Origin of the sequence: Amycolatopsis sp. NPDC051106, assembly GCF_040682775.1 — a bacterium.
Lineage (GTDB): Bacteria > Actinomycetota > Actinomycetes > Mycobacteriales > Pseudonocardiaceae > Amycolatopsis.
The window spans coordinates 12,664-34,677 of record NZ_JBFBBQ010000008.1; the positions used below are offsets into that span (position 1 = coordinate 12,664).

The window sequence follows — 22,014 nt, forward strand, 5'->3', positions numbered from 1 at the left end:
CGACCGGGTACTGTGAGAGCTACGTCACACCAGGGCACCTCAGAGGCGGAGTTGATGCGTGATGGAACGACGCGTGCCGGTGGCGACGCACTGGGGTAGTTTCGTCGCCGTCGTCGATTCCGGCCGGTTGGTGCGCATCGAGCCGAGGCACGATGACCCCGCGCCGTCGCCCATCGGACCCGGAATGGTGACTGCCGCCGACGACCGCGCTCGAGTGCTGCGCCCCGCCGTGCGCAAGGGCTGGCTGAACGGCGAGCCCCGCACCCACGGCGCCGCCAGGGGCACGGACGCCTTCGTGGAGGTGAGCTGGGACCAGGCGATCACCCTGGTGAGCGACGAACTGCGCCGAGTTCGTGACCGGCACGGGGACAGCGCGGTGTTCGGCGGGTCCTACGGGTGGGCGAGTGCGGGCCGGTTCCACAACGCGCAAGGGCAGCTCCACCGGTTCCTGGCGTTGGGCGGGGGCTACACCGACTCCCGCAACACCTACAGCACCGCGGCTCTGGAGGTCGTCCTCCCGCACGTGATCGGCGGTCACCCGTGGAGCTACCAGAGCCGGATGCCGATGTGGGACGAAATAGCCGCGCACTGCGAGCTGGTCGTGGCATTCGGCGGACTCGCTCTCAAGAACAGCCAGATCAACCCCGGCGGGCTGGTCAAGCACCAGACGCAGGAGCTGCAACGCCGGTGCCGGGCGGCCGGGGTGCGGTTCGTCAACATCAGCCCCATCCGCAGCGACGTCGCCGGCTTCCTCGACGCCGAGTGGCTGCCCGTCGTTCCCGGCACCGACACCGCCGCGATGCTCGGCATCGCCCACACGATGCTGGTCAACGGGTGGCACGACGAGGATTTCCTGCGCCGGTGCTGCGCCGGGTTCGACCGCTTCGCCGCCTACCTGCTCGGCGAGCTCGACGGCGTTCCGAAGGACGCCGCCTGGGCGGCGAAGATCACGGGCATCGGCCGCGACGCTCTCGTCGACCTCGCTCGCCGCCTCATCAGCCGGCGTTCCCTCGTCATGGTCAACTACGCGGTGCAACGGGCGGACCACGGCGAACAACCGATCTGGATGTCGGTCGTGCTGGCCGCCATGGCGGGTTCGATGGGGCGGCCCGGGGGTGGCTGGGGCGCGGGTTACGCGACGATGGACGCGACGGGCGTGGCCGAAGACCGCGCTTTCGTGGCGTCGGTGCCGGAGGTGGCCAACCCGGTGCGGGATTTCATCCCGGTCGCGAGGATCGCCGATACCCTGCTGCGTCCGGGGGAGGTCATCGACTACGACGGCCGGCGCCTCACCTTGCCCGAGCTCCGCCTGATCTACTGGTGCGGCGGGAACCCGTTCCACCACCACCAGGATCTCCATCGGCTGACCCGCGCCTGGCAGCTCCCGGACACCGTGGTGGTGCACGAAGCCTGGTGGAACACGACGGCGAAGTTCGCCGACATCGTCCTGCCCGTCGCCACCAGCCTGGAGCGGGACGACTTCGCCGCCGGATTCTCCGATCCCCACCTCGTCGCGATGCCGAAAGTCCGGGAGCCGGCGGGTGAATCGCGTACCGATCACGAGATTTTCGCTGCCCTGGCCTCCCGGCTGGGATTCGAGCGGGAATTCACGGAGTCGCGTTCGGAGATCGACTGGGTCCGGCACCTTTACGAGCAGACGCGGGACAAGCTCGGCGGCGATGCCGCCTTGCCGGCCTTCGACGAGTTCTGGCAGAGTTCCGGCGCTGAGCTACCGGCGTCGACCGGACCGTATCCCGGCAGTTTCGCAGCCCTCCGCTCGGACCCGCAGCGGTTCCCCCTGACGACGCCGTCGGGCCGGATCGAAATCTTCTCCGAGGAGATCGACTCGTTCGGTTACGACGACTGCGCCGGGCACCCGAAGTGGTTCGAGCCGGCGGAATGGCTGCGTGCCGATCTGTCGGACCGGTTCCCGCTGCACCTGATCTCGAACCAGCCCGCCTCACGCCTGCACAGCCAATACGACAACGGCGGCCACAGCCTCGGCTCGAAGATCCGCGGCCGGGAGCCGGTGACGATCAACCCGTCGGACGCCGCTGCACGCGGCATCGAGAGCGGCATGATCGTGCGTGTCCACAACGACCGCGGCAGCTGTCTCGCGGGCGCGATCCTGTCGGACGACGTCATGCCGGGCGTCGTGCAGCTGTCGACGGGAGCGTGGTGGGATCCGGTTCAGCCGGGGCGGAGCGGAACCGTGGACCGCCACGGCAATCCGAACGTTCTCACGGCGGATCGGCCGTGCTCGCGCCTGTCCCAAGGACCGAGTGCCCTCAGCGCGCTGGTCGACGTCGAGCGCTACGACGGCCCCCTGCCCGAAGTGCTCGCCTTCGCGCCACCGAGCCTCGTGCCGCCCGGTAGCCACCCGAACGAATGATCCGATTCCCTCCTTGGGGGACGCTGCTGGACATCACGCAAGGGCGTGCATACGTTGCGGGCCCATGACCGAAATTCGGGATCTCAAGTACCGCCAGTGGTTCAGGGGCGCGGACGTCGACGGCGACGGGGTGATCACCCGTCAGGACGTCCGGTTGATGGGCGAGCGCTACGTCGCCGCCCGGGGTGCCGCACCCGAGGACGCGACCGCCCGCCGGCTGACCGAGGGGCTGGACGCGTTCTGGGCCAACGTGATCGCGCCGATGGACCAGGACGGCGACGGGCAGGTCGATCTGCGGGAGATGACCGAGGGGTTCCGGCGGGCGCTAACCGATCCCGCCCTGTACCCGCAGCAGGTCGGGCCGGTGGCCGACTGCTACTTCGACCTGATCGACCTCAACGGCGACGACCGGGTCGACCAGGCGGAGTTCGGGGAGATCTTCGGCCTGGCAGGCAACGTGTCCACTGAGGACTGTTCGGCGGTCTTCGCCGCGTTGGACGTGGACGGCTCCGGCGGGCTGGATCGCGCCGAGTTCCACCAGGCGCTGGAGGAGTTCTTCTATGGCGACAACCCGGACGCCCCCGCTGCGCACCTGTTCGGCAAGATCGCCGGCTGACCGGCCGGGCACCCGTTCCCCTCCCGGCCCGAACTCCGGGGCCTCGGGCTGACTGCGTTCGACCACGCCCCGGGCGGTGCAGCAGTAGGCCCGGATCGTGCACCGTGCTCGCCACTCCGACCTGGCCGAATCAGGGAACCCGAAGTTGCGGCCGCGCGTGACGTGGCGCCGCCCGATGAGAGAAAGGCTGGTCGCGCCGATTCCGCACCTACGACCGCGACGGTGACGGCTTCGTCGACCGGGAGGACTTCGTCACCGCGGCTGCTCAGCTCGGCGCAGAATTCGGGCATGCTCCGGACTCCCCGGTGCAGCAGCGGATGACCACGCTGTGCCTCGGCGTGTGGGAGCACCTGGTGAAGGTCGCGGACGTCGACGGTGACCAGCGGATCAGCGAGGCGGAGTACAAGGCCGCGTTCGCCGCCGGGATGCTGGAGACACCGGCTGCGTTCGACTCCGGCTACCAGCCCTTCCTCGCCGCCATCATGGACATCGCCGACGCCGACCACGACGGCCGGTTGACCGAGGACGACGAGGTGCGCTGGACCGGTGCGCTGATGGGCTTGCCCGAGGCCGACGCCCGGGCGGCGTTCCACCACCTGGACCGCGACGGCGACGGGTACATCACGACCGGCGACCTGCTGGCGGCCATCCGCGCCTACTACTTCGACGAGGCTCCCGGCTCGGCGGGCAGCTGGCTCCTCGGCCCCCTGGACCGGTGACGTATCCAGTATTCGCCTGCGCGGCCGGTGGGGGTCACGGGCAGTGATGACGGTGCCACCGGATCGAGGCGTGGCCGTGCCCGAACGGCGCTAGCACTCGAATTCGGCTTTCGATGAGGCTGACCCGATATCGGAAGGTTTGATCGGGCGGCGGTCGGACGGGCGTGGTGAACGAGGTGCTGGCCCAGTTCCGGGACAACGATCAGCCCATTCCCGAGAATTTTCCGGAGTCGGTGCGGCGTTGTCTGATCGACACGGACGTGTACTTGCGCCGGTCGTTGATCACAGTGCACGCGGACGACCTGGTCGTATGACCGCTCCGGATCAGTCGGCGAAACTGATCATCGACTTGAGCGCCGTGGACTTCCTTGCCTCGTCGGGGCTGACTGTCCTGCTCAAGACCCGACGCGGCATGGGCATCGGCACGGCACTGCGTGTGGTGGCCACGGGTACCGCCCGGCGAGTCATCGACATCACGGGGTTGGGTGGCGTTCTGTCGATCGATCCCACGCTCGACGACGCGCTGGCCGGCTTCTGAACGGTCGCTGCGACGGTGCCGACGTGACCTGTCCCGTCGCAGCGGATATGCGGGGGCAAGGACGCGTCGTTCCCGAGGCCAGGCGGCCGGGATCGACGGCAGCAGAGCTGGCGATCGGCTGGGCGGGCCGTGCTGTCAGTGTTCGCAGACTGGTGGTGTGTCTCCGAGACGGAGGTCGTCTCGCGGAACAGGAAGAGAAGAGCCCAGGCCGGCTCGCAGCGCCGGCACCGGCACCGACCGCTCGCTCTTCTGCCGGTCCTATCGCGCTTCGACGAGGCTGGGGTCGGCCACGATGACCGCGGCGAGGTCGCGGACCTTGCGGTTGGTGCGCTGGGACATCTGCGTGAGCCAGACGAACGCCTCGTCGACGGTGAGACGACGGCGGGCCATCACGATCCCCTTGGCCGTCGCGATCACGTCCCGCGTGTCCAGTGCACTGATCAGGCCGCGAATTTCGTCCTGGGCGAGGGCCCAGCGGGACGCGGTCAGTATCACCCCGGACATCGCCGTGGTGAACACGGCGATCAACGCAGCGTGCCCCGGTTCGAACGTCCCCGCCTGCCGGCTCCACACGTTCAGCGCACCCGACAGGTGCCGGCCGCGGCAGCCGACCCCTCTCCGGTCGGTGACGTCGTCGGCGCGGACGAACAGGGGACAGGACAGCGACGTCTTGATGCCGGCTGCGGATGCGGCGTCGGCGAACGCGGGCCACCGAGTGCGTGCCTGCTCGCTATCGGTGCGCACGACGGTCTCGGTGCGCGTCGCTTCGAGGCACGGTCCGTCGTCGAGGGAGTACTGGGCCTTGTCGAGGGGAAGGACGTCCTCGTCGGTCGCCGCGACCGTGGCCGGTACGCCGTGCTCGAACAGGGTGACGCTCGCGGCGTCGGCCTCGGGCACCAGCAGCACCACTCGCGCGGCCATCCGCGCCAGCGTTTCGTCGCGCGGGTGCTCGGGTCTCAGCGACTCCGTCAGTTCCAGCAACGCCGCTGAAACATCGTGAACGTGATCCATTTTCACTCTTTCAGCAAGCTATCGCCCGAGTACGGGTGAAAGCCCGCCTTGCCAACCCTGTCATTTCCGCGGGTGAAGCGCCAGACGGTGCAGCCTTCCGTGCAGGCGTTCGGGCCGAGTCCGTTCGCCACGGGACAACCGGTCCATAGGGGTGTTGCATCGATGCTGCAGTGGTTGGTGATCGGTTGCACGGTCGGCGTTGCAGCGGTTCAGCCTGCCCGCCGTCGCACCGCGGCCCGCGGCCTCCGTGCGAGGCCGGCGTGGGACTGGATTGGTGCGCGAGTAGTTTGGTCTCTCGGTTTCTCGAGGAGTGTCCGATCAGGGTTTCACCGTTTCCGCCGCCACCCCAAAACCCGTTTCCTGCCGAGGCCGCTGCGCTGTTTCGGGTGGCGACGATGGCGAGAGTCGTGCGTCGTCGCCGCGTCGGGTGAACTGGACTTGGTCACCTGTCGGCGGCTCGCCGCCGCCGAGGCCGCCTTCCGCGGCGCGTCCCTGGCCGTCCTCGACCGGATGAGCCTGCTCGGCCAGGTGCCGTGGCCGCGACGCACATGGGCTGAGTGTCCTATGTAGACAGCGGCAACCAGACGCTGGTCGTTACACTTCGACGTTCCAGAGTGGTGAGCTGGATATCCTGTGGCGACCTTGCGCGCATCCTGTGCGACGCCACTGCCGGCGGCAGCCATGGTTGGCGCCGTAGTGGCTTCCGCAAAATGCGTGACAGCCGAAATTTACCCGGTCGGGATGTTTCGCCGGCATCGCGCACGACATCTGTGACAAAGGTAGGGGGGTGGACGCGGTGATCCGCGTGCTATGGCGGCGTCTTCACCCGTCGAGGCGATCATGATCTTGTTCCGGTGGCAGGCGCACCGAGTGGTCGGTTAGCGTGGAACCAGCCGGGGAAATCGGCGCGCCACAAGCGCCTCGCCAACCGGCCACCCGGAAGGCGTCCGATCAGAAATCTGAAAGGCCTTCATTTCCTGTGCAAGACATGTTCACTGTACCTGGGAGAAGGCAATGTCATTCGGAGACGACACGGCGACGATTCGTCGTTCACAGTGGGCCGTCGGAAGGATTTGCGGCCGGCTCTTGGCGGCGGTGCTCCTGTCGTTGGGTCTCGTTTGCCCGGACGCGTACGCCTACCCTTCGCGGGTTCAGGTGTTCGTTGCGAACAGCGGTTCTGACAGCGTCACCGTGTACGACACCCGGATGAACGAGGTGGTGGCGACCGTCCGAGTTGGACGGTCGCCGGTCGGTGTGGGCGCAGCACCCGGTGGGGACCGGGTCTACGTCACCAACGAGCTCTCCAACACCGTCTCGGTGATCGACGCCCGGACCTACGCGACACTCGCGACCGTGCCGGTGGGCCTCCACCCGTTCGGTGTCACCGTGACCGGATCGCACGCCTACGTCACCAACTTCGGCGCCGACAACGTCACCGTGATCGACACTGCGACGAACACGGTCGTGCGGAACATCCCGGTGGGCCGGTTCCCGCACAGCCCGGCGGTCAGCCCGGACGGGCACCTGGTGTACGTGAGCAACAACGGCGCGGCCACTGTCTCAGTCATCGACGCCGGCTCGGACCGGGTCGTCGCGACGCTGCCCGTGGACCGGTTCCCGGCCGGGATCGCGGTCACCCCGTCCGGCGACCGTGTCTACGTGGCGGCAACCGGTGCGAACAGCGTGAACTCCCTCAGCGCCACGATGCCGACGCCGATGACGACGCAGCCGGTCGGGCAGGCGCCGGTAGGCATCGCGGTCACCCCGCGCGGCCAGGTCTACGTCGCCAACGCCGGTTCCGACACGGTGTCCCTGCTGGGCCGGAACGCACCGGCGCCCATCCCGGTGCAGGACGAGCCCGAAGGGTTGGCGGCGTCCCCCGACGCCAGCTACGTCTTCGTCACGAACTCGGCTTCGGGGTCGATGTCGGTCATCGACACCGTGACGAACACCGTGGTCGCGACCGTACCCGTCGGCAGCGAACCGGAGGGGCTCGCCGTGACGTCGTGAACCTGGCCACGCGGTGACCTCCTCACACCGCCGGACAGCAACCGCGCCGCGAGTACACCTGCTCGCGGCGCGGTCCGGCAGCCGCGGTAATTCGACAGGACGTTGGCTGTCGTGAAGATCGATCCGGTGCTCACGCTACGCTGCGCCGATCTCGCAGAGCTGGGTGTCCTTCCACGATCTCGAGTCGGCTCTGGCCTTCGGGCGTGCCGGGCGAATGTCCAGCGTGGACATCCGTGGCTACGGTGTGTTCGCCGCGGCACTGCTTGGGCAGCGGCGGCGGTCGTCCATGTCACTGGCGGCTGGTCATGGGCCCCCCCCGAGTGGCTGGGCACCACCGCAGTGCCCCTTCAGGTTGCGGAGCCGGTGGCTGTCAACCGGGCGAGATGGTCGGTAATCCGTCGATGCAGGTCGGTGGCCGCCATACCCAGTTCCGCCAGGGTAATTTCCTCGACGGGAGTGCCACTTGGCCCAGGGATGCTTGTCGCAGAGGCGGCCTTGTCGTTCATCGCGGACACCGGACCTCCGATAGCGGACTGCTACCTCATGCCCTACCCAAGCGGGAAGCAAGTCAACCGGTGCCGTGTTGCCCGCCGGGTGCAGATAGGGGTCATCCGTCGGAGCGTTCATGATCACCACGGTGTGCACGGAGACCCGTTCGGCTCGTGTCGACAGTTCGCCGGTGAGTCGGCGGGCCGTGTGACAGGCCACCTCGCAGCGCGACCGCAGCAAAACGGCGGACCGGGTGATCGGGAAGGGAGACCGTGTCCACGAGGTGTTCGGCGAGGTAAACGCCACGGGTGCTGGCGAGCACGTAGCCGGAGGTGAGGGGAAGACCGTCCAGCCCCGCTGCGTTGGAGGTTCCGGACGGACGCGACGAACTGGTACAGGCCCGGATCGGTGGGCCAGTTCCGGGAGGCATCCGTGGCGCCGGTCGCGGCGCAGGGCGCCGAGGCCGATCACTAGCCCGGCCACGGCGGCCAGCCAGGCGTCGACGACCAAGGTGGACAGCATCCCGGTCGACCCACCGATCATGCTCGCCGCTGCCCATCGGACACCGGTTGTGTCGCGGCGGAGGGCGTCGTACCGCTCGGCCACCGACAGCAGGGGGCCGGCATCCATACGCACGAGTGTGACACTCCTGTATCAGACCTTCGGCCAGAATGAGTCAGCGGTCGTGGTCGGCGTGGCGCCACCAGGCCGCTGTCGCGGCGATCCCTGCGACGCCGACCAGCGCGACGAGGGTGAAACCGAGCGCGCCGGGTGGGTCGCGGTCGGGGCCGGCGAGTTGGGTGTACAGCGCGGGGACGGACCACGGGAAGTACTGCCCGTAGCCGAGCAGGGCGACCACTTGCGCGGAGAAGACGGCGGCGATCATCGCGGCGACGCCGGCGAGGTAGCCGCGGCCGGCGCTGGCGGCCAGCGCGAACGGGGTCACCAGCAGGACCGTCAGCGCGGTCGTGATCAGCAGTACGGCCAGCCCGTGGAACGCGACCTCGGCGGACCAGCCGGGCAGGCCGATCACGGTGCCGATGAGCAGGCCGAGGACGAAGAGGTAGCAGGACAGGAGCAGAGACCACGCGGTGGCGACGGCGAACTTCGCGCCGACGATCGTAGTGCGTGCGGTCGGCAGGGCCAGCAGGTCTTTCACCGTGTCCTGGCTGAATTCCCGGCCGAAGAGCCACACGACGACGAGGCCGAACAGCAGTGCGCCGCCCGCGGCGGCGGTCTGGGCGAGCAGGGCGAAGTAGGCGGGCCAGTCGGCGGTGCCGCCAGTCAGTGAGGCTTTCGTGCCGAGTAGGCCGAGGGACCGGGCGCGCCGGAGGTTCTGGAGGATGAACATGATCAGCCCGCCGAACGCGCCGGCGACGGTGAAGGCGGCCGCGGTGACCCAGGGCAGCCGGGAGCGGCGTGCTTTGAGCAGTTCGACGCGGATGGCGGCGGCTGCAGGGTTCACGAGGTGCTCACCAGGCGCAGGAAGCAGGTTTCCAGGTCGTCCTGCTCCACCGCGAGCCGGGACGGCAGGCAGCCGGCTGTGACGAGGAGGGTCGCGATCTCGTCGGGGCGTCCGATCGCGCGCTTGTCTTCGAGTTCGAGACCGTCATCTCCGTTGAGGGAGACGGGATGGCCCGCGGCGCGCAACGCCGCCGCGGCGGCGTCCCGGTCCCGCGCCAGCACGCTCAGCCGCGGCCGGGCCTGAGCCACGAGATCGGTGGTGTCGCCTTCCCAGACGAGCTTTCCCTGGTCGAGGACACCGATACGGGTGGCCAGGCGGGCGACCTCGGTCAGGATGTGGCTGGACAGCAGCACGGCCACGCCGTCCCGGGCGAGTTCGCCGAGCAGCGCGCGGATTTCGGCGACGCCGGCGGGGTCGAGGCCGTTGGCCGGTTCGTCGAGCACGAGCAGGTCGGGCCGGTGGATGAGGGCCTTGGCCAGGCCGAGTCGCTGGGCGTTGCCGAGCGAGAGCGTCCGCGCGCGGTGGTGGGCGTACGTGCCGAGGTTGAGCCGGGTGATCACGTCGGACACCGGTTCGCCGCCGCTCAGCCCGCGCAGCCGGGCAGCCACCCGGAGGTTCTCGGTGACGGTCAGGTCCGGGTACGCCGTGGGCGTCTCGACGAGGTAGCCGACGCGGGACCACATCGCGTGGGCGCCCGGCCCGACGCGCGTGCCCAGCAGGGACACCCGGCCACTGGTGGGGCGGACCATGCCGAGCAGCATCCGGATCGTGGTGGTCTTGCCCGCGCCGTTGAGGCCGAGCAGCGCGTAGATTTCGCCGGGTGCCACGGTGAGGGTGAGCTGGTCCACCGCCGCGACCTCGCCGTAGCGCTTGGTCAGGCCGGTGGCGTCGATGGCCTGGATGCCGGTCATGGGGAGCCTCGTTTCGCGCGCGTGACAAACGGCGCCGACCAGGCTTCCCGGCTCTCCGCGTCCCACCCTACGCCGACCGGTGCCCTAACTGTCCTCAGTGGACAGTCTCCCTCTTCGTGCTCGGCTTCGGCGGCGACGTTGCGGATGCCGCGCGGCCGGACCGACCGGACCGACCGGACCGACCGGGCGTACAGCCCGCGGTCGTCCCGGCCCACCCGGCGACTTCCGCGTTCGTCACGACGCGCTCCGGCAGGTACGAGCCGAGGCCGAGAATTCCGATGGGCACAGACACTCCTGGAGGTCGATGGGCTGGGTCCGCGCCGGTCACATCGCCGCGCCGCCGTCGACCTGCAGCACCTGCCCGGTCACGTACGACGCGCGGTCCGAGAGCAGGAACGCGACGACCCCGGCGATCTCCTCGGGCCGGGCGAAGCGCCCGAGCGGGATGTTCTCCAACGCCTTGGGCCGGGCGGGCAGCGGGATGTCGTCGAGCAAGGCCGTTTCGGTGATTCCCGGCGCGACGACGTTGACGCGAATTCCGTACGGTGCGCCTTCTCGGGCCAGTGTCTTGCTCATGCCGATCAGCCCGGCCTTTCCGGCCGCGTAGTTCGCCATGGTGACGAAGCCGCGGATGCCGACGATGGAGGAAATGGTGACGACCGCCCCCGACGGCGGCGCATGAACCGGAACAACACGGGCTGGCACACGTTCCACACGCCGGTGAGGTTGACGTCGAGCGCGTCGCGCCAGGCCGCTTCCGGCATCAGCGCGACCGGCGCGTTGCGCGTGATGCCGGCGTTGCCGACCAGCGCGGTGAGCGGGCCGACTTCGGTGTCGGCGCGCTCGACGAGCTCTTCGACGGCTTGCTTGTCCCGGACGTCGCACGGGGCGAACAAGGTCCGCCTGCCGAGCTGTTTGACTTCGTCCGCCAAGGATTCCGCCTCCGCGGCGCCGGTCAGGAAGCAGCCGGCGACGTCGTGGCCGGCGGCGGCCAGTTCGAGCACGACGGCGCGGCCGATGCCGCGCGAGACGCCGGTCACGAAGGCGCAGCCGGGCCTGAGCTGACCGCGCTCGCGAGCCTGGGCGTCGCGCTGTTCATGTTCGCCGTCGGCCTCGAGGTCGACCTGGCCCGCACCGGCGCGGCCCGGGCGGCCGTCGCGGTGTCCGCCCTGTCCACCTTGCTCCCGCTGGCGCTCGGCGCCGGGCTCGGGCTGCTCCTCGCCTCGTCGCGTGCCGTACCGCACGGCGTTCGTCCTGTTCTTCGCCCTGTCCATGGCGGTCACCGCGTTTCCCGTGCTGGCCCGGATGCTGGTCGAACGCGGGCTGCAGCGCAGCCGCCTCGGGGTGCTGGCGCTGACTTCGGCGTCGCTCAGCGACGTGCTCGTGTGGGGTCTCCTGGTCGGCGTGGTCGCCTTGGCCAACCCGGCGGGGACGAGCCCGTGGCGACTGGTGCTGCTCGTGCCGTACGTCGCTCTCCTCCTGGCGGTGCGCCCGCTGCTGCGACACCTGGTGCGCCCGACGTCCGGCCGGCCGCCGAAGGACAGGTTCGTCCTCCTGTTCGTGGGCATGCTGGTGTCCGCCGGGATCACCGAGTTCCTGGGCCTGCACTTCATCTTCGGCGCGTTCATCTTCGGCGCGCTGGTGCCGCGGGACGCGAAGGGAACGCTCCACGCGGACCTCGTCCGCCAGGCCACCCGGCTGGGCGGGCTGCTGCTGCCGATCTACTTCGTCATCGCCGGGCTGCAGGTCGACCTGTCCGGTTTCGGCGTCACCGGTCTGCTGACGCTGGCGTTGATCCTGCTGGTGGCGATCGGCGGCAAGCTCGGCGGCGGCTACCTCGGCGCGCGCGCCGCGCGGCTGGACCACCGGACCGCGCTCGCGGTGGGCGCGCTGATGAACACCCGCGGGCTGACCGAGCTGGTGATCCTCACGATCGGCCTGCAGCTCGGTTTCCTGGACGGGCCGCTGTACACGCTGCTGGTCGTCATGGCCGTGGTGACGACGGCGATGACGGGCCCGTTGCTCAGCGCATTGAAGGTCACCGATCGGACGCATCCCCCGATCGACGCGTTCCTCCCAGTGAGCGCAAACCGATCCTGAATCCGGCTGGTTACCCTCCGTGCTACGGTGGGCCCGCCTTGACGACTTGAGGAGATGGCATTGACTGAAAAGGCTTTCGCCACCCCGTTGGACCAACGCTACTTCGAGGACTACGTCGCGGGCTCGACGTACGAATTCGGCACGGTGTCGGTCACCGAAGCGCAGATCATCGAGTTCGCGAAGGAATACGACCCTCAGCCCTTCCACGTGGACCCGGCCGCGGCGGTCGACGGCCCCTTCGGCGGCATCATCGCGAGCGGCTGGCAGACGGCGGCGCTGATGATGCGCTTGTTCGCCGAGCACTACCTTTCGAGCGTCGCCAGCCTGGGTGGCCCGGGCGTGGACGAGCTGCGCTGGCTGCGGCCGGTCCGCCCGGACGACCGCCTGCACCTGCGGGTGACGGTGGTGGACACGAAGGCGTCGAACTCCAAGCCGGACCGGGGTTTGGTGCGGACGCTGGCGGAGCTGGTCGACGACGCGGGTGAGCCGGTGTTCCGGGTGACGGTGCTGAACTTCCTACGTCGCCGGGAGCCCGGGGCCTGAGAAGTCATACGGTGAACCGGCTCGCCCACGCGACGGCCGCCGGGAGTACCTCGGCGGCCGGGACGACTTCGTCGACCAAGCCGATCTCGTGTGCCCGCGCCGCCGAGACCACCGCGCCGGTGTAGATCAGTTCCTTGGCCCGCGAAATCCCGACCAACCGCGTCAGCCGCTGGGTTCCCCCGGCTCCGGGCATCACGCCGAGTGTCACCTCCGGCAACCCGAGCCGCGCGTTGGCCGCGCAGATCCGGTGGTCCGCGGTCAACGCGAGTTCGCAGCCGCCACCGACGGCGAAGCCGGTGATCGCCGCGACCACCGGCTTCGGGATCTCCGCCACCGCCGTGAACGCCTCCTGCATCCGCCGCGCGAACGGCACGATCGAGGCGTAGCCCAACGCCGCGATCTCCCGGACGTCGATGCCTGCCGAGAACTTGTTGCGCCCGCCGTAAAGGATCACCGCCGTGACAGCCGGGTCCTTCGCTGCCCGCAGCGCCGCCCGCCGGAGTTCGTCGCGGCCACGGGTGTCGAGTGCGTTCAGGGGCGGGGAATCCAGGCGGATCGTGCCGATTCCCTCTTGCACCGCAAGGGTTACCGCCGACGAGATCACGGACTCTCCCTGTGGCCCGAAGGTGCACCCGACCGTATCCGGCCCACGCCAACGGCGTCAAGGCTGGCGCTGTCGGATTCGCTGTGGCACAAAGGTAATCATGACGCGCGAAAGCGAAGACCCGGACGTCTTCGGCCGGGACCGGGAGGACGCACTGCTGCAGGGTGCGCGGTGGCGGCGGATCGCCTTCCTCGGCGACAGCATCGTCGAAGCGAAGTCGCCCGATCCGGTCGCCGGCTACGAGCGGCTGTCCTGGCCCGACCGGGTCGTACGCGCGCTCCGGCGGCAGCAGCCCGATCTGGTCTCGCTGAACCTCGGCGTCCGCGACCTGACCGCGGCACAGGTGGCCGAGACGCAGCTGGCCCCGGCGCTGGCGTTCGGACCGGACCTGGCGTTCGTCGTCTGCGGTGGCAACGACGTCATGCGCCGCGGGTTCCGTCCGGCGGGCACCCGGGAGAGTCTCGACGGAATGGTCCGAGCCCTGCGAGCCGAAGGCGCCGACGTCGTGCTGATGGCGACCTTCGACACCGGGCCGCTGGACGTCCCCGAACCACTCCGCACCCGGATCGTCACCGGGATGCCGGTGGTACGCGCGGTGGTGCGGGAAGTGGCCGCTGCCGACGATCGGGTGACGCTCGTCGATATCGCCGACCATCCACGTGCGCGGGATCGCGGAATACTCAGTGCGGACGGCATTCACGCCAACCACGTCGGTGAAGCGATCATCGCTTCGGCCGTTCTGGCGAACCTGCCGGTAACGCATTGAGCGCTTTCTCGCGTCGGCGATCCGGAACGACGGCGGACCGGCCCTGGTAGTCGATCAGATCGCGGTCGAGGGCGATCTGCGGATAGAGAACACACGAATCACGGGACGTGGGGACCGTGGAGCCGTGCGGCTCCGGAACGCTCACGTCGGTGGTCATCTGGGCTAGTACTCCAGCCGCACTTCGTTAGGTTGGGTGGCGTCGTCGGTAGTGGCTGGTTTTGGCGCGGTGTTGGTGGCGTCGGCGCCAGCGCGACCAAGCCCAGACATGAGCCTGGGCGGGAAGTCGGGTCAGGTGTGCCAGGAGACGGCGGATTTCGGCGAGGGTGAGTGGGATGAGGCCGCTGCCAAGGCTTTTGGGGTGATTGCAGCGGCGACGGCGAGGTAGGTGTGAGCCAGCATGGCCAGAGCGACGTGCCGATACCAGGCGTCGTATCGGCGGACCTGGTAGTGGTCGAGACCGACTTCGTTTTTGGCGGTCTGGAAGCATTCCTCGATGGCCCAGCGGGCTCCCGCGACGCGAACGAGCTCGGCGTCGTCGGTGCCCTCCGGGCCGCAGCAGAGATAGTAGGCGAGCTCGGGTTCCTTGTCGGCAGCGGTGATCTGACGTCGGATGAGCAGCCATCGGGTCCAGCCGGGCGGGGTGTGTTCGCCGGCGGGCAGCGATGCCACCGCCCAGTCGTAGAGTCGTGGTCCTTTCGCGCCGTCGCCGGCCGAGCGTCGTTTCCAGGCTTGTTCCGGGGCGTGGTCGGCGCGAGCGGAACCGGCAACAGCCGGGATGGTCTGACTGCGAGGAACTGCGAACACATAACCGATCCTGTGCTGCTCCAGCCACGCCCGGAACTTCGAGTCCTGACCGTAGGCCTCGTCAGCTGCCACCCAGGACGCGGGAACGTCGGCATCGAGTGCTCGGGCGAGCATGGTCGTGGCCAGCACCGCTTTCGTGGCGAATTCGACCTCGTCGGCAACGGCGGCGTCGTGACACCGGGGACGATCGGCGATCCAGGACTTCGGAAGATACAGCTCACGGTCGATCAGTGTCCTGCCCCGCCCAGAGGTATAGGCCAGGAACACACCCAGCTGGCAGTTCTCGACCCGCCCGGCCGTGCCGGAATACTGCCGCTGCACACCCGCGGACTTGGTGCCCTTCTTCAGAAACCCGGTCTCGTCAACGATCAACACACCATCCCGCTCGCCCAGGTGCCGCGCCGCATAGGCCCGGACATCATCGCGGACACCGTCGGCGTCCCAGCTGGCCGCGTTCAGCAGTCGCTGCATCCCATCCGGCGTCGCGTCGCCGGCCACCTCGGCCAGCGTCCACCCGTTCTTGCCCGCCAGCGGCGCCAACAGCCCCCGCACATACGCCCGCGCACGCCGACGCGGTTCAGTCCGCAAGAACCGGCCAGCCACCAGCGCAAACAGGTCATCCAAACCGGCCGCCCACGCCTCAACATCGTCGTCCACAATCACAAGACCGGCAGGCTACGCCACTGATAACGAAGTGCGGCTGGAGTACTAGCGGGCGGGTGGGGCCACGGCGCGCAGCGGTGCGCTGACGTCGTGCAGGTGTCGCAGGACGTAGTAGTAGGTCTTGAACAGTCCGCACTGGGCGTAGTCGATCCCGTGATCGGCGCAGAATTTCTGCACCAGAGGCTGCGTGCGGCGCAGGTTGACGCGAGGCATGCTGGGGAACAGGTGGTGCTCGATCTGGTAGTTCAGACCGCCGAGGGCGAAGTCGACCCACGGCCCGCCGCGGACGTTGCGGCTGGTGAGAACCTGCTTGCGCAGGAAGTCGAGCTTGCTCTTGTCGGTGTAGGTGGGCATGCCCTTGTGGCCCGGCGCGAACGAGCAGCCCATGTACACGCCCCACAGCCCCTGATGCACGGCGATGAACGCCAGCGCCACCGGCGGGGACAGCACCACGAACACCGCGCCGAGGTAGATACCGATATGGGCGAACAGCAGCACCGCTTCGAGCCGGCGGTGCTTGACCTCGTCGTCCCGCACCGCTTCGACGCCGGCCCAGTGCAGGCTCAGCCCTTCCAACAGCAACAGCGGGAAGAACAAGAACGCCTGGTGCTTCGACGTCCAGCGCACGAACCCGCTCTTCTCATCCGTCTGCCTGCGAGAGAAGGCAAGCAGGGGGATGTCGATGTCGGGGTCGTCGTCCTCGTGGTTGGGGTTGGCGTGGTGGCGGGTGTGCTTGCTCATCCACCAGCCGTAGCTCATGCCGATGACCCCGCCGAGAGCGTAGCCGAGGCGGTCGTTGGCTCGGCCGGTGCGGAAGATCTGGTTGTGGCCGGCGTCGTGGCCGAGGAACGCGATCTGGGCGAACATCACGGCGAAGAACACCGCGGTCGCCAGCTGCCACCAGGAGTCGCCCAGCAGCACGAACGCCACGCAACCGCTGACCAGGGCGAGCAGCGTGAGGCTGATCTTCATCGCGTAGTAACCGTAACGCCGGTCGAGCAGTCCTTCGGCTCGCACGAGGCGGCCAAGTTCGCTGAAATCGTTGCGCGATGACGCGCGAACGCCGGCCTCGGCGCTCACCGGAGACGTGGTCATGTCTGTCCTTCCCCAAAGTCCGCGGCGCCAGGGACTGGGGCAACCACTCGTTACCCGGTCGGGTTCCCAGGCCTGCCCAGCGCCAAACCAGATCGCGGCGCGGCTGTGCCTGGTCGGATCATCGGCGATCTCGACGGCCGCATCTGCGAAGCCCAGCAGAACGGATGACTCGGTGAGGCCCGGGCCTCCGTGTTCTTGCTCCCCGACCACCTCGGCATGACCGCACCCCTGCCGCCCCTTGGTCGAAATTGCCTCGTTCGCGCCCCGCGGCGGATCGGCAACTTCGTCGACCGCCTCGTTCTACCGGCCCGCCCTCTTCGCCCGCGACCTCGCCGAGGCCGCCACCGGCGGCCGGCTGATCTCAAGCGCCGAGACGACTGTAGATGCGGCCGGCCAGGGACGCGGCCAGTTGGTTCAACGCGGCGGGGGGATCGAGCTGCGCGAACTGCCCGAGCAGTTCCGCCGCGGCGTAGGCCTCCGCTTCCGACAGCACCGCGGCGCACCGCGAGCGCGGGGGTGAGATTCCGCTAACGCACGTGTTGCTCCGTTCCACCCCACGAACCGGATCCGGCGCGCTAACTTCCCTTCATGGTGCGCGCTCTGATCTGCCTGGTCCTGTTCGCCGGGGCCACGACGCTGGCCGGCTGCTCGTCGGACGGCGGGCACGAGGTCGCCGTCGACGCGGTCCGCCAAGCCGCTTCCGGCGCCAAGCCCGCGACCTGCCCCGTCGGCTTCGATCTGCCCGGTGCCCTGCGGACCGCCGGTGTCGATCGCCCGGTGCAGCCGGACGCCACGGACGTCGAAGTGTCCGAAACCGACACCCCCGCGGCCGACCCGGTCGCCGCGCAGCAGAACGGGATGTCCGCGCTGGACGCGGCCGCCGGCGCCTACATCGAGTGCGGCTACCGGGTCGACGGGAAGGCGCTCACGGTCCGCCTGGTCGCCACGCGGGCCACGGGTGCCATGGCGTTGCTCGCGCCGCAGCTGCAGCGGGACGCGCACCTGGCGGTCGACGAGCTACGGGCCTTCCTGGACACCAAACCCGGCCCCGGCGAGGTCGAGGTGGTCGGTGGGTCGGTGGCCGCCGGCGGTCTGGCGGCCACCGGCGGGGACGCGGCTCTGCTGGTGTCCTCCGAGGCGCCCGACCTGCACGACGACGCCTTGCGCACGGTCGCCGGCGCGCTCCTCGGCCAGATCAAGTTCTGAGTTCCGCCCCGGGTCCCGGCTGTCGTAACGCCAGAACGGCCGCACGCTCAGCGCCCCCGCAAGTGTCAGAAGTCGGCCCACGACGAGTGCCGAGCCGCCGACAGCCGCCGCTAGAACTGCTCGGTTCCGGCGGGGGCAAGAGCGCGTGCCCTCCCTGTGTGCTCTGTCCGGCCTCGTGACCTTGTCGGGCGCACCCGTCGGCTGCTGGCCTCTGAGCTGATCACACGTGCAGAGCGCAGCAGCGGGGCGACCGGCGCCCGGGGCAGTTCTCACGAGCGCCAACGCATCGGTCGGCGTGTCGATTGTCCTCAAAGCCGCAGCCGGCACCGTCGACCCCAAGATCGATCTGAACTGGACGGCCACGCCGGACACCTACGCCACCGGATACGAGATCATCCGGACCGGCGGACCCGCGACATCCGTCCCCGGCCGGACCACCCTCACCTGCAGCGACACCGCCACCGGTGCCGCGACCGCCTACACCTACACCATCACCGCCGTGTACGGCGTCACACGATCGACCACTCGCACGATCAACGTGCCGATCTGCTGACGGCCGCGCAATTCCACCCGGCACCCGGTTTGGCAGACGCCGTCTGCGTGGGCTGGTGTTCGACGGTAATCGGTTCGTTCGCCGGCAATGAATCGATTGCCCTCGAGGCTCACGTCACCGGTGACACCGGTTTCCGAATGGTGGCGTCGGGTCGCTCGGCGCCGCGCGGATGTATTGCGTTGTTTCGGGGCAAGACCGGGACCGGCCAGGTCCGGGCCCGTGGGCAAGCGGTCACCGACTGTCAGTTGTTCCTGTCGCAATCCTGGGACGGCACCACGGCCGGCGACCCCTGCCACCGTCGCCGAGCGCCCTGGCCCCGGCCAGGCCCGGAAATCTACGGAGAGTGGAGTGAGAATCGAGCAGTGAAAGGGTGGAGGGCGGTTGAACCTTCCCGTACCGAGTGCTGCGGCTCTGTCCGAGTACGCCCCGGCCTGGCGAAACGTGATTTCACCGCAAAGGTGCGCGGTGTCGTGGTGGCGGGTTGTGGGTGCGATGGTCACTCATGTGGGTGGTCCCTCCTCTCACACTTTCGTGTGCTTCAGGTGGTCTTTTCTGGCGTGTCGAGTCGCCTGTGCATATCGTTCCCCGGATCGGTACCCAGGTGGCGGATCGTCGCTTCCCTGTGGACGCATTTCCGGCCCAGACTCCCGCCGGCTTTCTAGTCGAGTCGGTGGGAGGAAATACCCATGAACAGCGATTGTCGCAGAACGTGGACGTGGCGCCGGGCTAGTGCGGTGGTGGGTTTGTGTGCGGCTTTGAGCACTCTGGTTCTGGGGCTGGTGCTGGGGGTTCCGCAGGCCGTTGCCGCGGAAGCACCTGTCGGGCTGGGGACCGCGGGGTCCTATTCGGTGCTGGGCGGGCAGACGGTGACCAATACCGGTCCCACCACGCTGGCCGGGGACCTCGGAGTCTCTCCCGGTACCGCGATCACCGGTTTCCCGCCCGGCACCGCGGCCGGTGCGACGCACGCAGGTGATGCGGTGGCCGGCCAGGCCCAGTCCGACCTCGTCGTCGCCTACAACGACGCCGCCGGCCGCGCGCCGACCGCGAGCGTCGCGGGTGATCTCGTCGGCCAGACCCTGGTCGGTGGTGTCTACAAGTCCACCGGCCCGCTCTCGCTCGGCGGGACCTTGACTTTGGACGGCCAGGGAGACTCCAGCAGCGTCTGGATCTTCCAGGTCGCCTCCACTTTGATCACGGCCTCGGCGAGCAACGTGAACCTGATCAACGGTGCCCAGGCGTGCAACGTGTTCTGGCAGGTCGGTAGCTCGGCGACGCTGGGGACGAACTCGAACTTCGTCGGCACGATCATGGCGTTGACCTCGATCACCGTGACGACCGGCACGGTCGTCGCCGGGCGCGCGCTGGCCCGCAACGGCCAGGTCTCCCTCGACGACAACACCTTCACCATCCCCACGTGCGCCACGACCCCCACCACGACACCGAGCACCAGCACCACAGTGCCCTCCACCTCGGACACGAGCACGACGGTGTCGTCGACGTCGGACACGAGCACCACGGTGCCCTCCACCTCGGACACGAGCACCACGGTGCCCTCCACCTCGGACACGAGCACGACGGTGTCCTCGACGTCGGACACCGACACTACGGTGTCCTCGACGTCGGACACGAGCACCACGGTGCCCTCCACCTCGGACACGAGCACCACGGTGCCCTCCACCTCGGACACGAGCACCACGGTGTCCTCGACATCGGACACCGACACTACGGCGCCTTCCACGTCGCACACTCGCACCACGGTGCCGTCGACGTCGCACACTCGCACGACGGTGCCGTCGACGTCGCACGCCTCTACCACGGTGCCGTCCACCTCCACCACAGGCACGAGCACGACGTCCACCACCGGCAGTGAGACGACGACCAGCTCACCCGGCGCGGGCCTCGGCACCACCTCGTCCGGCATCGGCGGCACCGGTGGCGGCCAGGATCACGACAACGGGCCCATCGGTACGTCCGAGCTCGCCAGTACCGGGGCCAGCCCCCTGCTGAGTGCTCTGGTCGGGCTGGGAGCGTTGTTTGTCGTCCTCGGCGGATTGCTGCTCGTCTTCGCCCGCCGCTTCCGCAGGGCAAAGCGGTAAGTGCCGGACGATTCCCTGACAGTGCCCCTGCCCACGGGCAGGGGCACTCGGGCTTGTGGTCGAACCGATTCAGTTCCTTTCCGCCATCGCAGAGAGGTGCGACATGACTGATTTACTGCAGCCGGTCTGGTGCATCACCGGCGTGGACCAACTCGAGTCCGGTCATTCCCTGCCCGCGGTCGCGGTCAACCTCGTCGCCGAAGTAGGGCGGCTGCGGGATCAGGGGCAGTTCCCGGAGCACGTTTCCATGGGCGTCGAGGTGGACTCAGGCCTCCGCCTCCTCGACGTCCGGGTCCACGGCCTGTCACCGGCGCGCGATCCCGACCGCATGGAGACGATGTCGGCCATCCGCACCGTTTTCGAGCTGGCCAGTCACGCCAATGTCGTCGACATCAGCGGCACCGTCGCACCGTTGTTCACCATCCGCATCGTGGCTGTCGACTTCGACAGCATTCCCTACGCCGGGCTTCTGGGCGCAGGAATGGGCGACATCCATCCCGCGGTCCAGCACCACTGGTGACGTGCCGGCCAACGACAGGGAACTCCGCGTTCCGGGCGACTCCGCCGGATTCGCCTCCGCGGACCGGCTACCCGACGAGGGAGCCATTTCCGCCTGGACCGGCGAAGTGTGCTGAGGCGGGACAGCCGGACCAGCCGGACGGGTCGTCGCGCTCGCGGTCGGCGAGGGCGTACCGACAACGCCGCCGACACCGATGGCGATGGCTCACACGCCAGGTGCCGGCGGCCGAGTGCCGGCGCAGTAACGCCCGGCAAACGCCGTCGCGGGCGCGGTCCGGTAGCCGGTGGGACGGAATGCCGGGCTCGGTCAGCGCCCGCCGGACCTCGGCAACCGGGCCTGTCCGCCGGTTCCCGGGCTGTCATCCGCGCGAGGTCGGGCGGTGTGCCGGTGGAACCCGGGGCGGCCGGCCCAAGCGGGCCACAGCGGACTCGGTGCCTGAATACCTTAGTTCGGCGGTGTAAGACCTGCTCGCGTCAGGACGGAGCATCCCGGACGGTCATCCCAATGGGTGTTCGGCGTCGACCCGAGTTGTCCTGCCCGTGGCTACGATGGTCCGGGTGGCTTGGACCGAACCGTAGGTCCAGAAGATACGCATCGGCTCGGTGTCGGAGGCGTTGCGAAAGCGGTGTGGGACATCGGCGTCGACGTAGGTCGTGTCCCACGTGGACAGGTCGTGCTCCTCGCCGTCGATCTCCACCACCGCGTTGCCCTGCAGGATCACGACGCTCTCGGGGCAGTTGTGCGTGTGCAGCGGGATCCCGGCACCCGGCTCGAACTGCGTCATGCCGTTGAGGAAGACCTCGGCGCCGCGGTGCTTGGTCACCAGCGGGATGGTGCTGGCCCCGCCGCCGCGGGAGAACGCGGTCAGCTCGGCGGGACGCAGCACGGAAGCGGGAAAGTGGCCGGTCAA

The 22,014-nt window shown here is 69.0% G+C and carries 19 protein-coding genes and 3 pseudogenes; 12 read left to right on the plus strand and 10 right to left on the minus strand.

Going from position 1 to position 22,014, the window contains the following annotated elements; translation table 11 throughout:
- Nucleotides 1-61 precede the first annotated feature (61 nt).
- The 4 genes and pseudogenes from AB0M83_RS08940 to AB0M83_RS08955 all read left to right on the plus strand — a co-directional run bounded on the left by AB0M83_RS08940 (nt 62) and on the right by AB0M83_RS08955 (nt 4,265).
- On the plus strand, nt 62-2,392 hold the full coding sequence (locus tag AB0M83_RS08940) for a molybdopterin-dependent oxidoreductase (RefSeq protein ID WP_364515055.1): 2,331 nt from the start codon (nt 62-64) through the stop codon (nt 2,390-2,392).
- Between the two features lie 64 nt (nt 2,393-2,456).
- A complete protein-coding gene (locus AB0M83_RS08945; RefSeq protein WP_364514620.1) occupies nt 2,457-3,008 on the plus strand; it encodes an EF-hand domain-containing protein in 552 nt (183 codons plus the stop codon).
- A gap of 200 nt (nt 3,009-3,208) precedes the next feature.
- Nucleotides 3,209-3,727: pseudogene (locus AB0M83_RS08950) on the plus strand (EF-hand domain-containing protein); the annotation flags it as partial.
- A gap of 310 nt (nt 3,728-4,037) precedes the next feature.
- Nucleotides 4,038-4,265 carry an STAS domain-containing protein gene (locus AB0M83_RS08955; protein ID WP_364514623.1) on the plus strand — a complete coding sequence of 76 codons (228 nt, stop codon included), beginning with the start codon at nt 4,038-4,040 and terminating at the stop codon, nt 4,263-4,265.
- A gap of 258 nt (nt 4,266-4,523) precedes the next feature.
- On the opposite strand, the gene AB0M83_RS08960 is transcribed toward AB0M83_RS08955, so the two are convergent.
- Nucleotides 4,524-5,276 (minus strand): ANTAR domain-containing protein, encoded by a 753-nt coding sequence (locus AB0M83_RS08960; protein ID WP_364514626.1) that lies wholly within the window; start codon nt 5,274-5,276, stop codon nt 4,524-4,526.
- Nucleotides 5,277-6,290: 1,014 nt separating this feature from the next.
- Here AB0M83_RS08960 and AB0M83_RS08965 point away from each other — a divergent pair.
- Entirely contained in the window at nt 6,291-7,286 is a 996-nt protein-coding gene (locus AB0M83_RS08965) for a YncE family protein (protein ID WP_364514629.1), read from the plus strand.
- Nucleotides 7,287-7,633: 347 nt separating this feature from the next.
- Here AB0M83_RS08965 and AB0M83_RS08970 read toward each other — a convergent pair whose 3' ends face one another.
- The 4 genes and pseudogenes from AB0M83_RS08970 to fabG form a co-directional block, all read right to left on the minus strand.
- Nucleotides 7,634-7,792, minus strand: a complete 159-nt coding sequence (locus AB0M83_RS08970) for a hypothetical protein (protein ID WP_364514631.1) — start codon at nt 7,790-7,792, stop codon at nt 7,634-7,636.
- A gap of 659 nt (nt 7,793-8,451) precedes the next feature.
- Nucleotides 8,452-9,240, minus strand: coding sequence for an ABC transporter permease (locus tag AB0M83_RS08975; RefSeq protein ID WP_364514634.1), 789 nt, complete (start codon nt 9,238-9,240; stop codon nt 8,452-8,454).
- Nucleotides 9,237-10,151 carry an ABC transporter ATP-binding protein gene (locus AB0M83_RS08980; protein WP_364514637.1) on the minus strand — a complete coding sequence of 305 codons (915 nt, stop codon included), beginning with the start codon at nt 10,149-10,151 and terminating at the stop codon, nt 9,237-9,239. Before AB0M83_RS08980 ends, AB0M83_RS08975 begins: the two co-directional genes overlap by 4 nt.
- Nucleotides 10,152-10,475: 324 nt before the next feature.
- Nucleotides 10,476-11,425, minus strand: a pseudogene (fabG, locus tag AB0M83_RS08985) (3-oxoacyl-ACP reductase FabG).
- Between fabG and AB0M83_RS08990 the strand changes: the two are divergent.
- Together AB0M83_RS08990 and AB0M83_RS08995 are read left to right on the plus strand one after the other, a co-directional pair.
- Nucleotides 11,382-12,251 carry a cation:proton antiporter gene (locus AB0M83_RS08990; protein WP_364514640.1) on the plus strand — a complete coding sequence of 290 codons (870 nt, stop codon included), beginning with the start codon at nt 11,382-11,384 and terminating at the stop codon, nt 12,249-12,251. The pseudogene fabG and the gene AB0M83_RS08990 overlap by 44 nt on opposite strands.
- Nucleotides 12,252-12,305: 54 nt before the next feature.
- Nucleotides 12,306-12,794 carry a MaoC family dehydratase gene (locus AB0M83_RS08995; RefSeq protein WP_364514643.1) on the plus strand — a complete coding sequence of 163 codons (489 nt, stop codon included), beginning with the start codon at nt 12,306-12,308 and terminating at the stop codon, nt 12,792-12,794.
- Nucleotides 12,795-12,798: 4 nt separating this feature from the next.
- Here the strand turns inward: AB0M83_RS08995 and AB0M83_RS09000 are convergent, their stop codons facing one another.
- Nucleotides 12,799-13,398, minus strand: coding sequence for an enoyl-CoA hydratase/isomerase family protein (locus tag AB0M83_RS09000; RefSeq protein ID WP_364514646.1), 600 nt, complete (start codon nt 13,396-13,398; stop codon nt 12,799-12,801).
- A 100-nt stretch (nt 13,399-13,498) separates the two neighbouring features.
- Here AB0M83_RS09000 and AB0M83_RS09005 point away from each other — a divergent pair, with 100 nt between their 5' ends.
- Nucleotides 13,499-14,164 (plus strand): SGNH/GDSL hydrolase family protein, encoded by a 666-nt coding sequence (locus tag AB0M83_RS09005; protein ID WP_364514648.1) that lies wholly within the window; start codon nt 13,499-13,501, stop codon nt 14,162-14,164.
- Nucleotides 14,165-14,348: 184 nt separating this feature from the next.
- On the opposite strand, the pseudogene AB0M83_RS09010 reads toward AB0M83_RS09005, so the two are convergent.
- From AB0M83_RS09010 to AB0M83_RS09020, 3 genes and pseudogenes are all read right to left on the minus strand, one after another.
- Nucleotides 14,349-15,625, minus strand: a pseudogene (locus AB0M83_RS09010) (IS701 family transposase).
- Nucleotides 15,626-15,676: 51 nt separating this feature from the next.
- A complete protein-coding gene (locus tag AB0M83_RS09015; RefSeq protein WP_364514651.1) occupies nt 15,677-16,726 on the minus strand; it encodes an acyl-CoA desaturase in 1,050 nt (349 codons plus the stop codon).
- Nucleotides 16,727-17,087: 361 nt separating this feature from the next.
- A complete protein-coding gene (locus AB0M83_RS09020) occupies nt 17,088-17,219 on the minus strand; it encodes a hypothetical protein (RefSeq protein ID WP_364515066.1) in 132 nt (43 codons plus the stop codon).
- Nucleotides 17,220-17,314: 95 nt separating this feature from the next.
- Between AB0M83_RS09020 and AB0M83_RS09025 the strand changes: the two genes are divergently transcribed.
- The 4 genes from AB0M83_RS09025 (at nt 17,315) to AB0M83_RS09040 (ending at nt 21,104) form a co-directional block, all read left to right on the plus strand.
- Nucleotides 17,315-17,932, plus strand: coding sequence for a hypothetical protein (locus tag AB0M83_RS09025; RefSeq protein WP_364514654.1), 618 nt, complete (start codon nt 17,315-17,317; stop codon nt 17,930-17,932).
- Nucleotides 17,933-18,158: 226 nt separating this feature from the next.
- Nucleotides 18,159-18,485, plus strand: coding sequence for a hypothetical protein (locus AB0M83_RS09030; protein ID WP_364514657.1), 327 nt, complete (start codon nt 18,159-18,161; stop codon nt 18,483-18,485).
- A gap of 686 nt (nt 18,486-19,171) precedes the next feature.
- Nucleotides 19,172-20,584, plus strand: a complete 1,413-nt coding sequence (locus AB0M83_RS09035; RefSeq protein ID WP_364514659.1) for an ice-binding family protein — start codon at nt 19,172-19,174, stop codon at nt 20,582-20,584.
- 103 nt (nt 20,585-20,687) lie between these two features.
- Nucleotides 20,688-21,104, plus strand: a complete 417-nt coding sequence (locus tag AB0M83_RS09040; RefSeq protein ID WP_364514661.1) for a hypothetical protein — start codon at nt 20,688-20,690, stop codon at nt 21,102-21,104.
- A 496-nt stretch (nt 21,105-21,600) separates the two neighbouring features.
- Here the strand turns inward: AB0M83_RS09040 and AB0M83_RS09045 are convergent, their stop codons facing one another.
- Nucleotides 21,601-22,014: a cupin domain-containing protein gene (locus AB0M83_RS09045; RefSeq protein ID WP_364514663.1), complete on the minus strand. Its 414-nt coding sequence runs from the start codon at nt 22,012-22,014 to the stop codon at nt 21,601-21,603.

Excerpts from the sequence above, each read along its gene's own strand:
- AB0M83_RS09005 (WP_364514648.1), top strand. The coding sequence starts at position 13,499 with ATGACGCGCGAAAGCGAAGACCCGGACGTCTTCGGCCGGGACCGGGAG.
- AB0M83_RS08940 (WP_364515055.1), top strand. The coding sequence starts at position 62 with ATGGAACGACGCGTGCCGGTGGCGACGCACTGGGGTAGTTTCGTCGCC.
- AB0M83_RS09015 (WP_364514651.1), bottom strand. The coding sequence starts at position 16,726 with ATGACCACGTCTCCGGTGAGCGCCGAGGCCGGCGTTCGCGCGTCATCG.
- AB0M83_RS09025 (WP_364514654.1), top strand. The coding sequence starts at position 17,315 with ATGGTGCGCGCTCTGATCTGCCTGGTCCTGTTCGCCGGGGCCACGACG.
- AB0M83_RS08995 (WP_364514643.1), top strand. The coding sequence starts at position 12,306 with ATGGCATTGACTGAAAAGGCTTTCGCCACCCCGTTGGACCAACGCTAC.
- AB0M83_RS08965 (WP_364514629.1), top strand. The coding sequence starts at position 6,291 with ATGTCATTCGGAGACGACACGGCGACGATTCGTCGTTCACAGTGGGCC.
- AB0M83_RS08970 (WP_364514631.1), bottom strand. The coding sequence starts at position 7,792 with ATGAACGACAAGGCCGCCTCTGCGACAAGCATCCCTGGGCCAAGTGGC.
- AB0M83_RS08955 (WP_364514623.1), top strand. The coding sequence starts at position 4,038 with ATGACCGCTCCGGATCAGTCGGCGAAACTGATCATCGACTTGAGCGCC.
- AB0M83_RS09040 (WP_364514661.1), top strand. The coding sequence starts at position 20,688 with ATGACTGATTTACTGCAGCCGGTCTGGTGCATCACCGGCGTGGACCAA.
- AB0M83_RS08980 (WP_364514637.1), bottom strand. The coding sequence starts at position 10,151 with ATGACCGGCATCCAGGCCATCGACGCCACCGGCCTGACCAAGCGCTAC.
- AB0M83_RS09035 (WP_364514659.1), top strand. The coding sequence starts at position 19,172 with ATGAACAGCGATTGTCGCAGAACGTGGACGTGGCGCCGGGCTAGTGCG.
- AB0M83_RS08960 (WP_364514626.1), bottom strand. The coding sequence starts at position 5,276 with ATGGATCACGTTCACGATGTTTCAGCGGCGTTGCTGGAACTGACGGAG.
- AB0M83_RS08945 (WP_364514620.1), top strand. The coding sequence starts at position 2,457 with ATGACCGAAATTCGGGATCTCAAGTACCGCCAGTGGTTCAGGGGCGCG.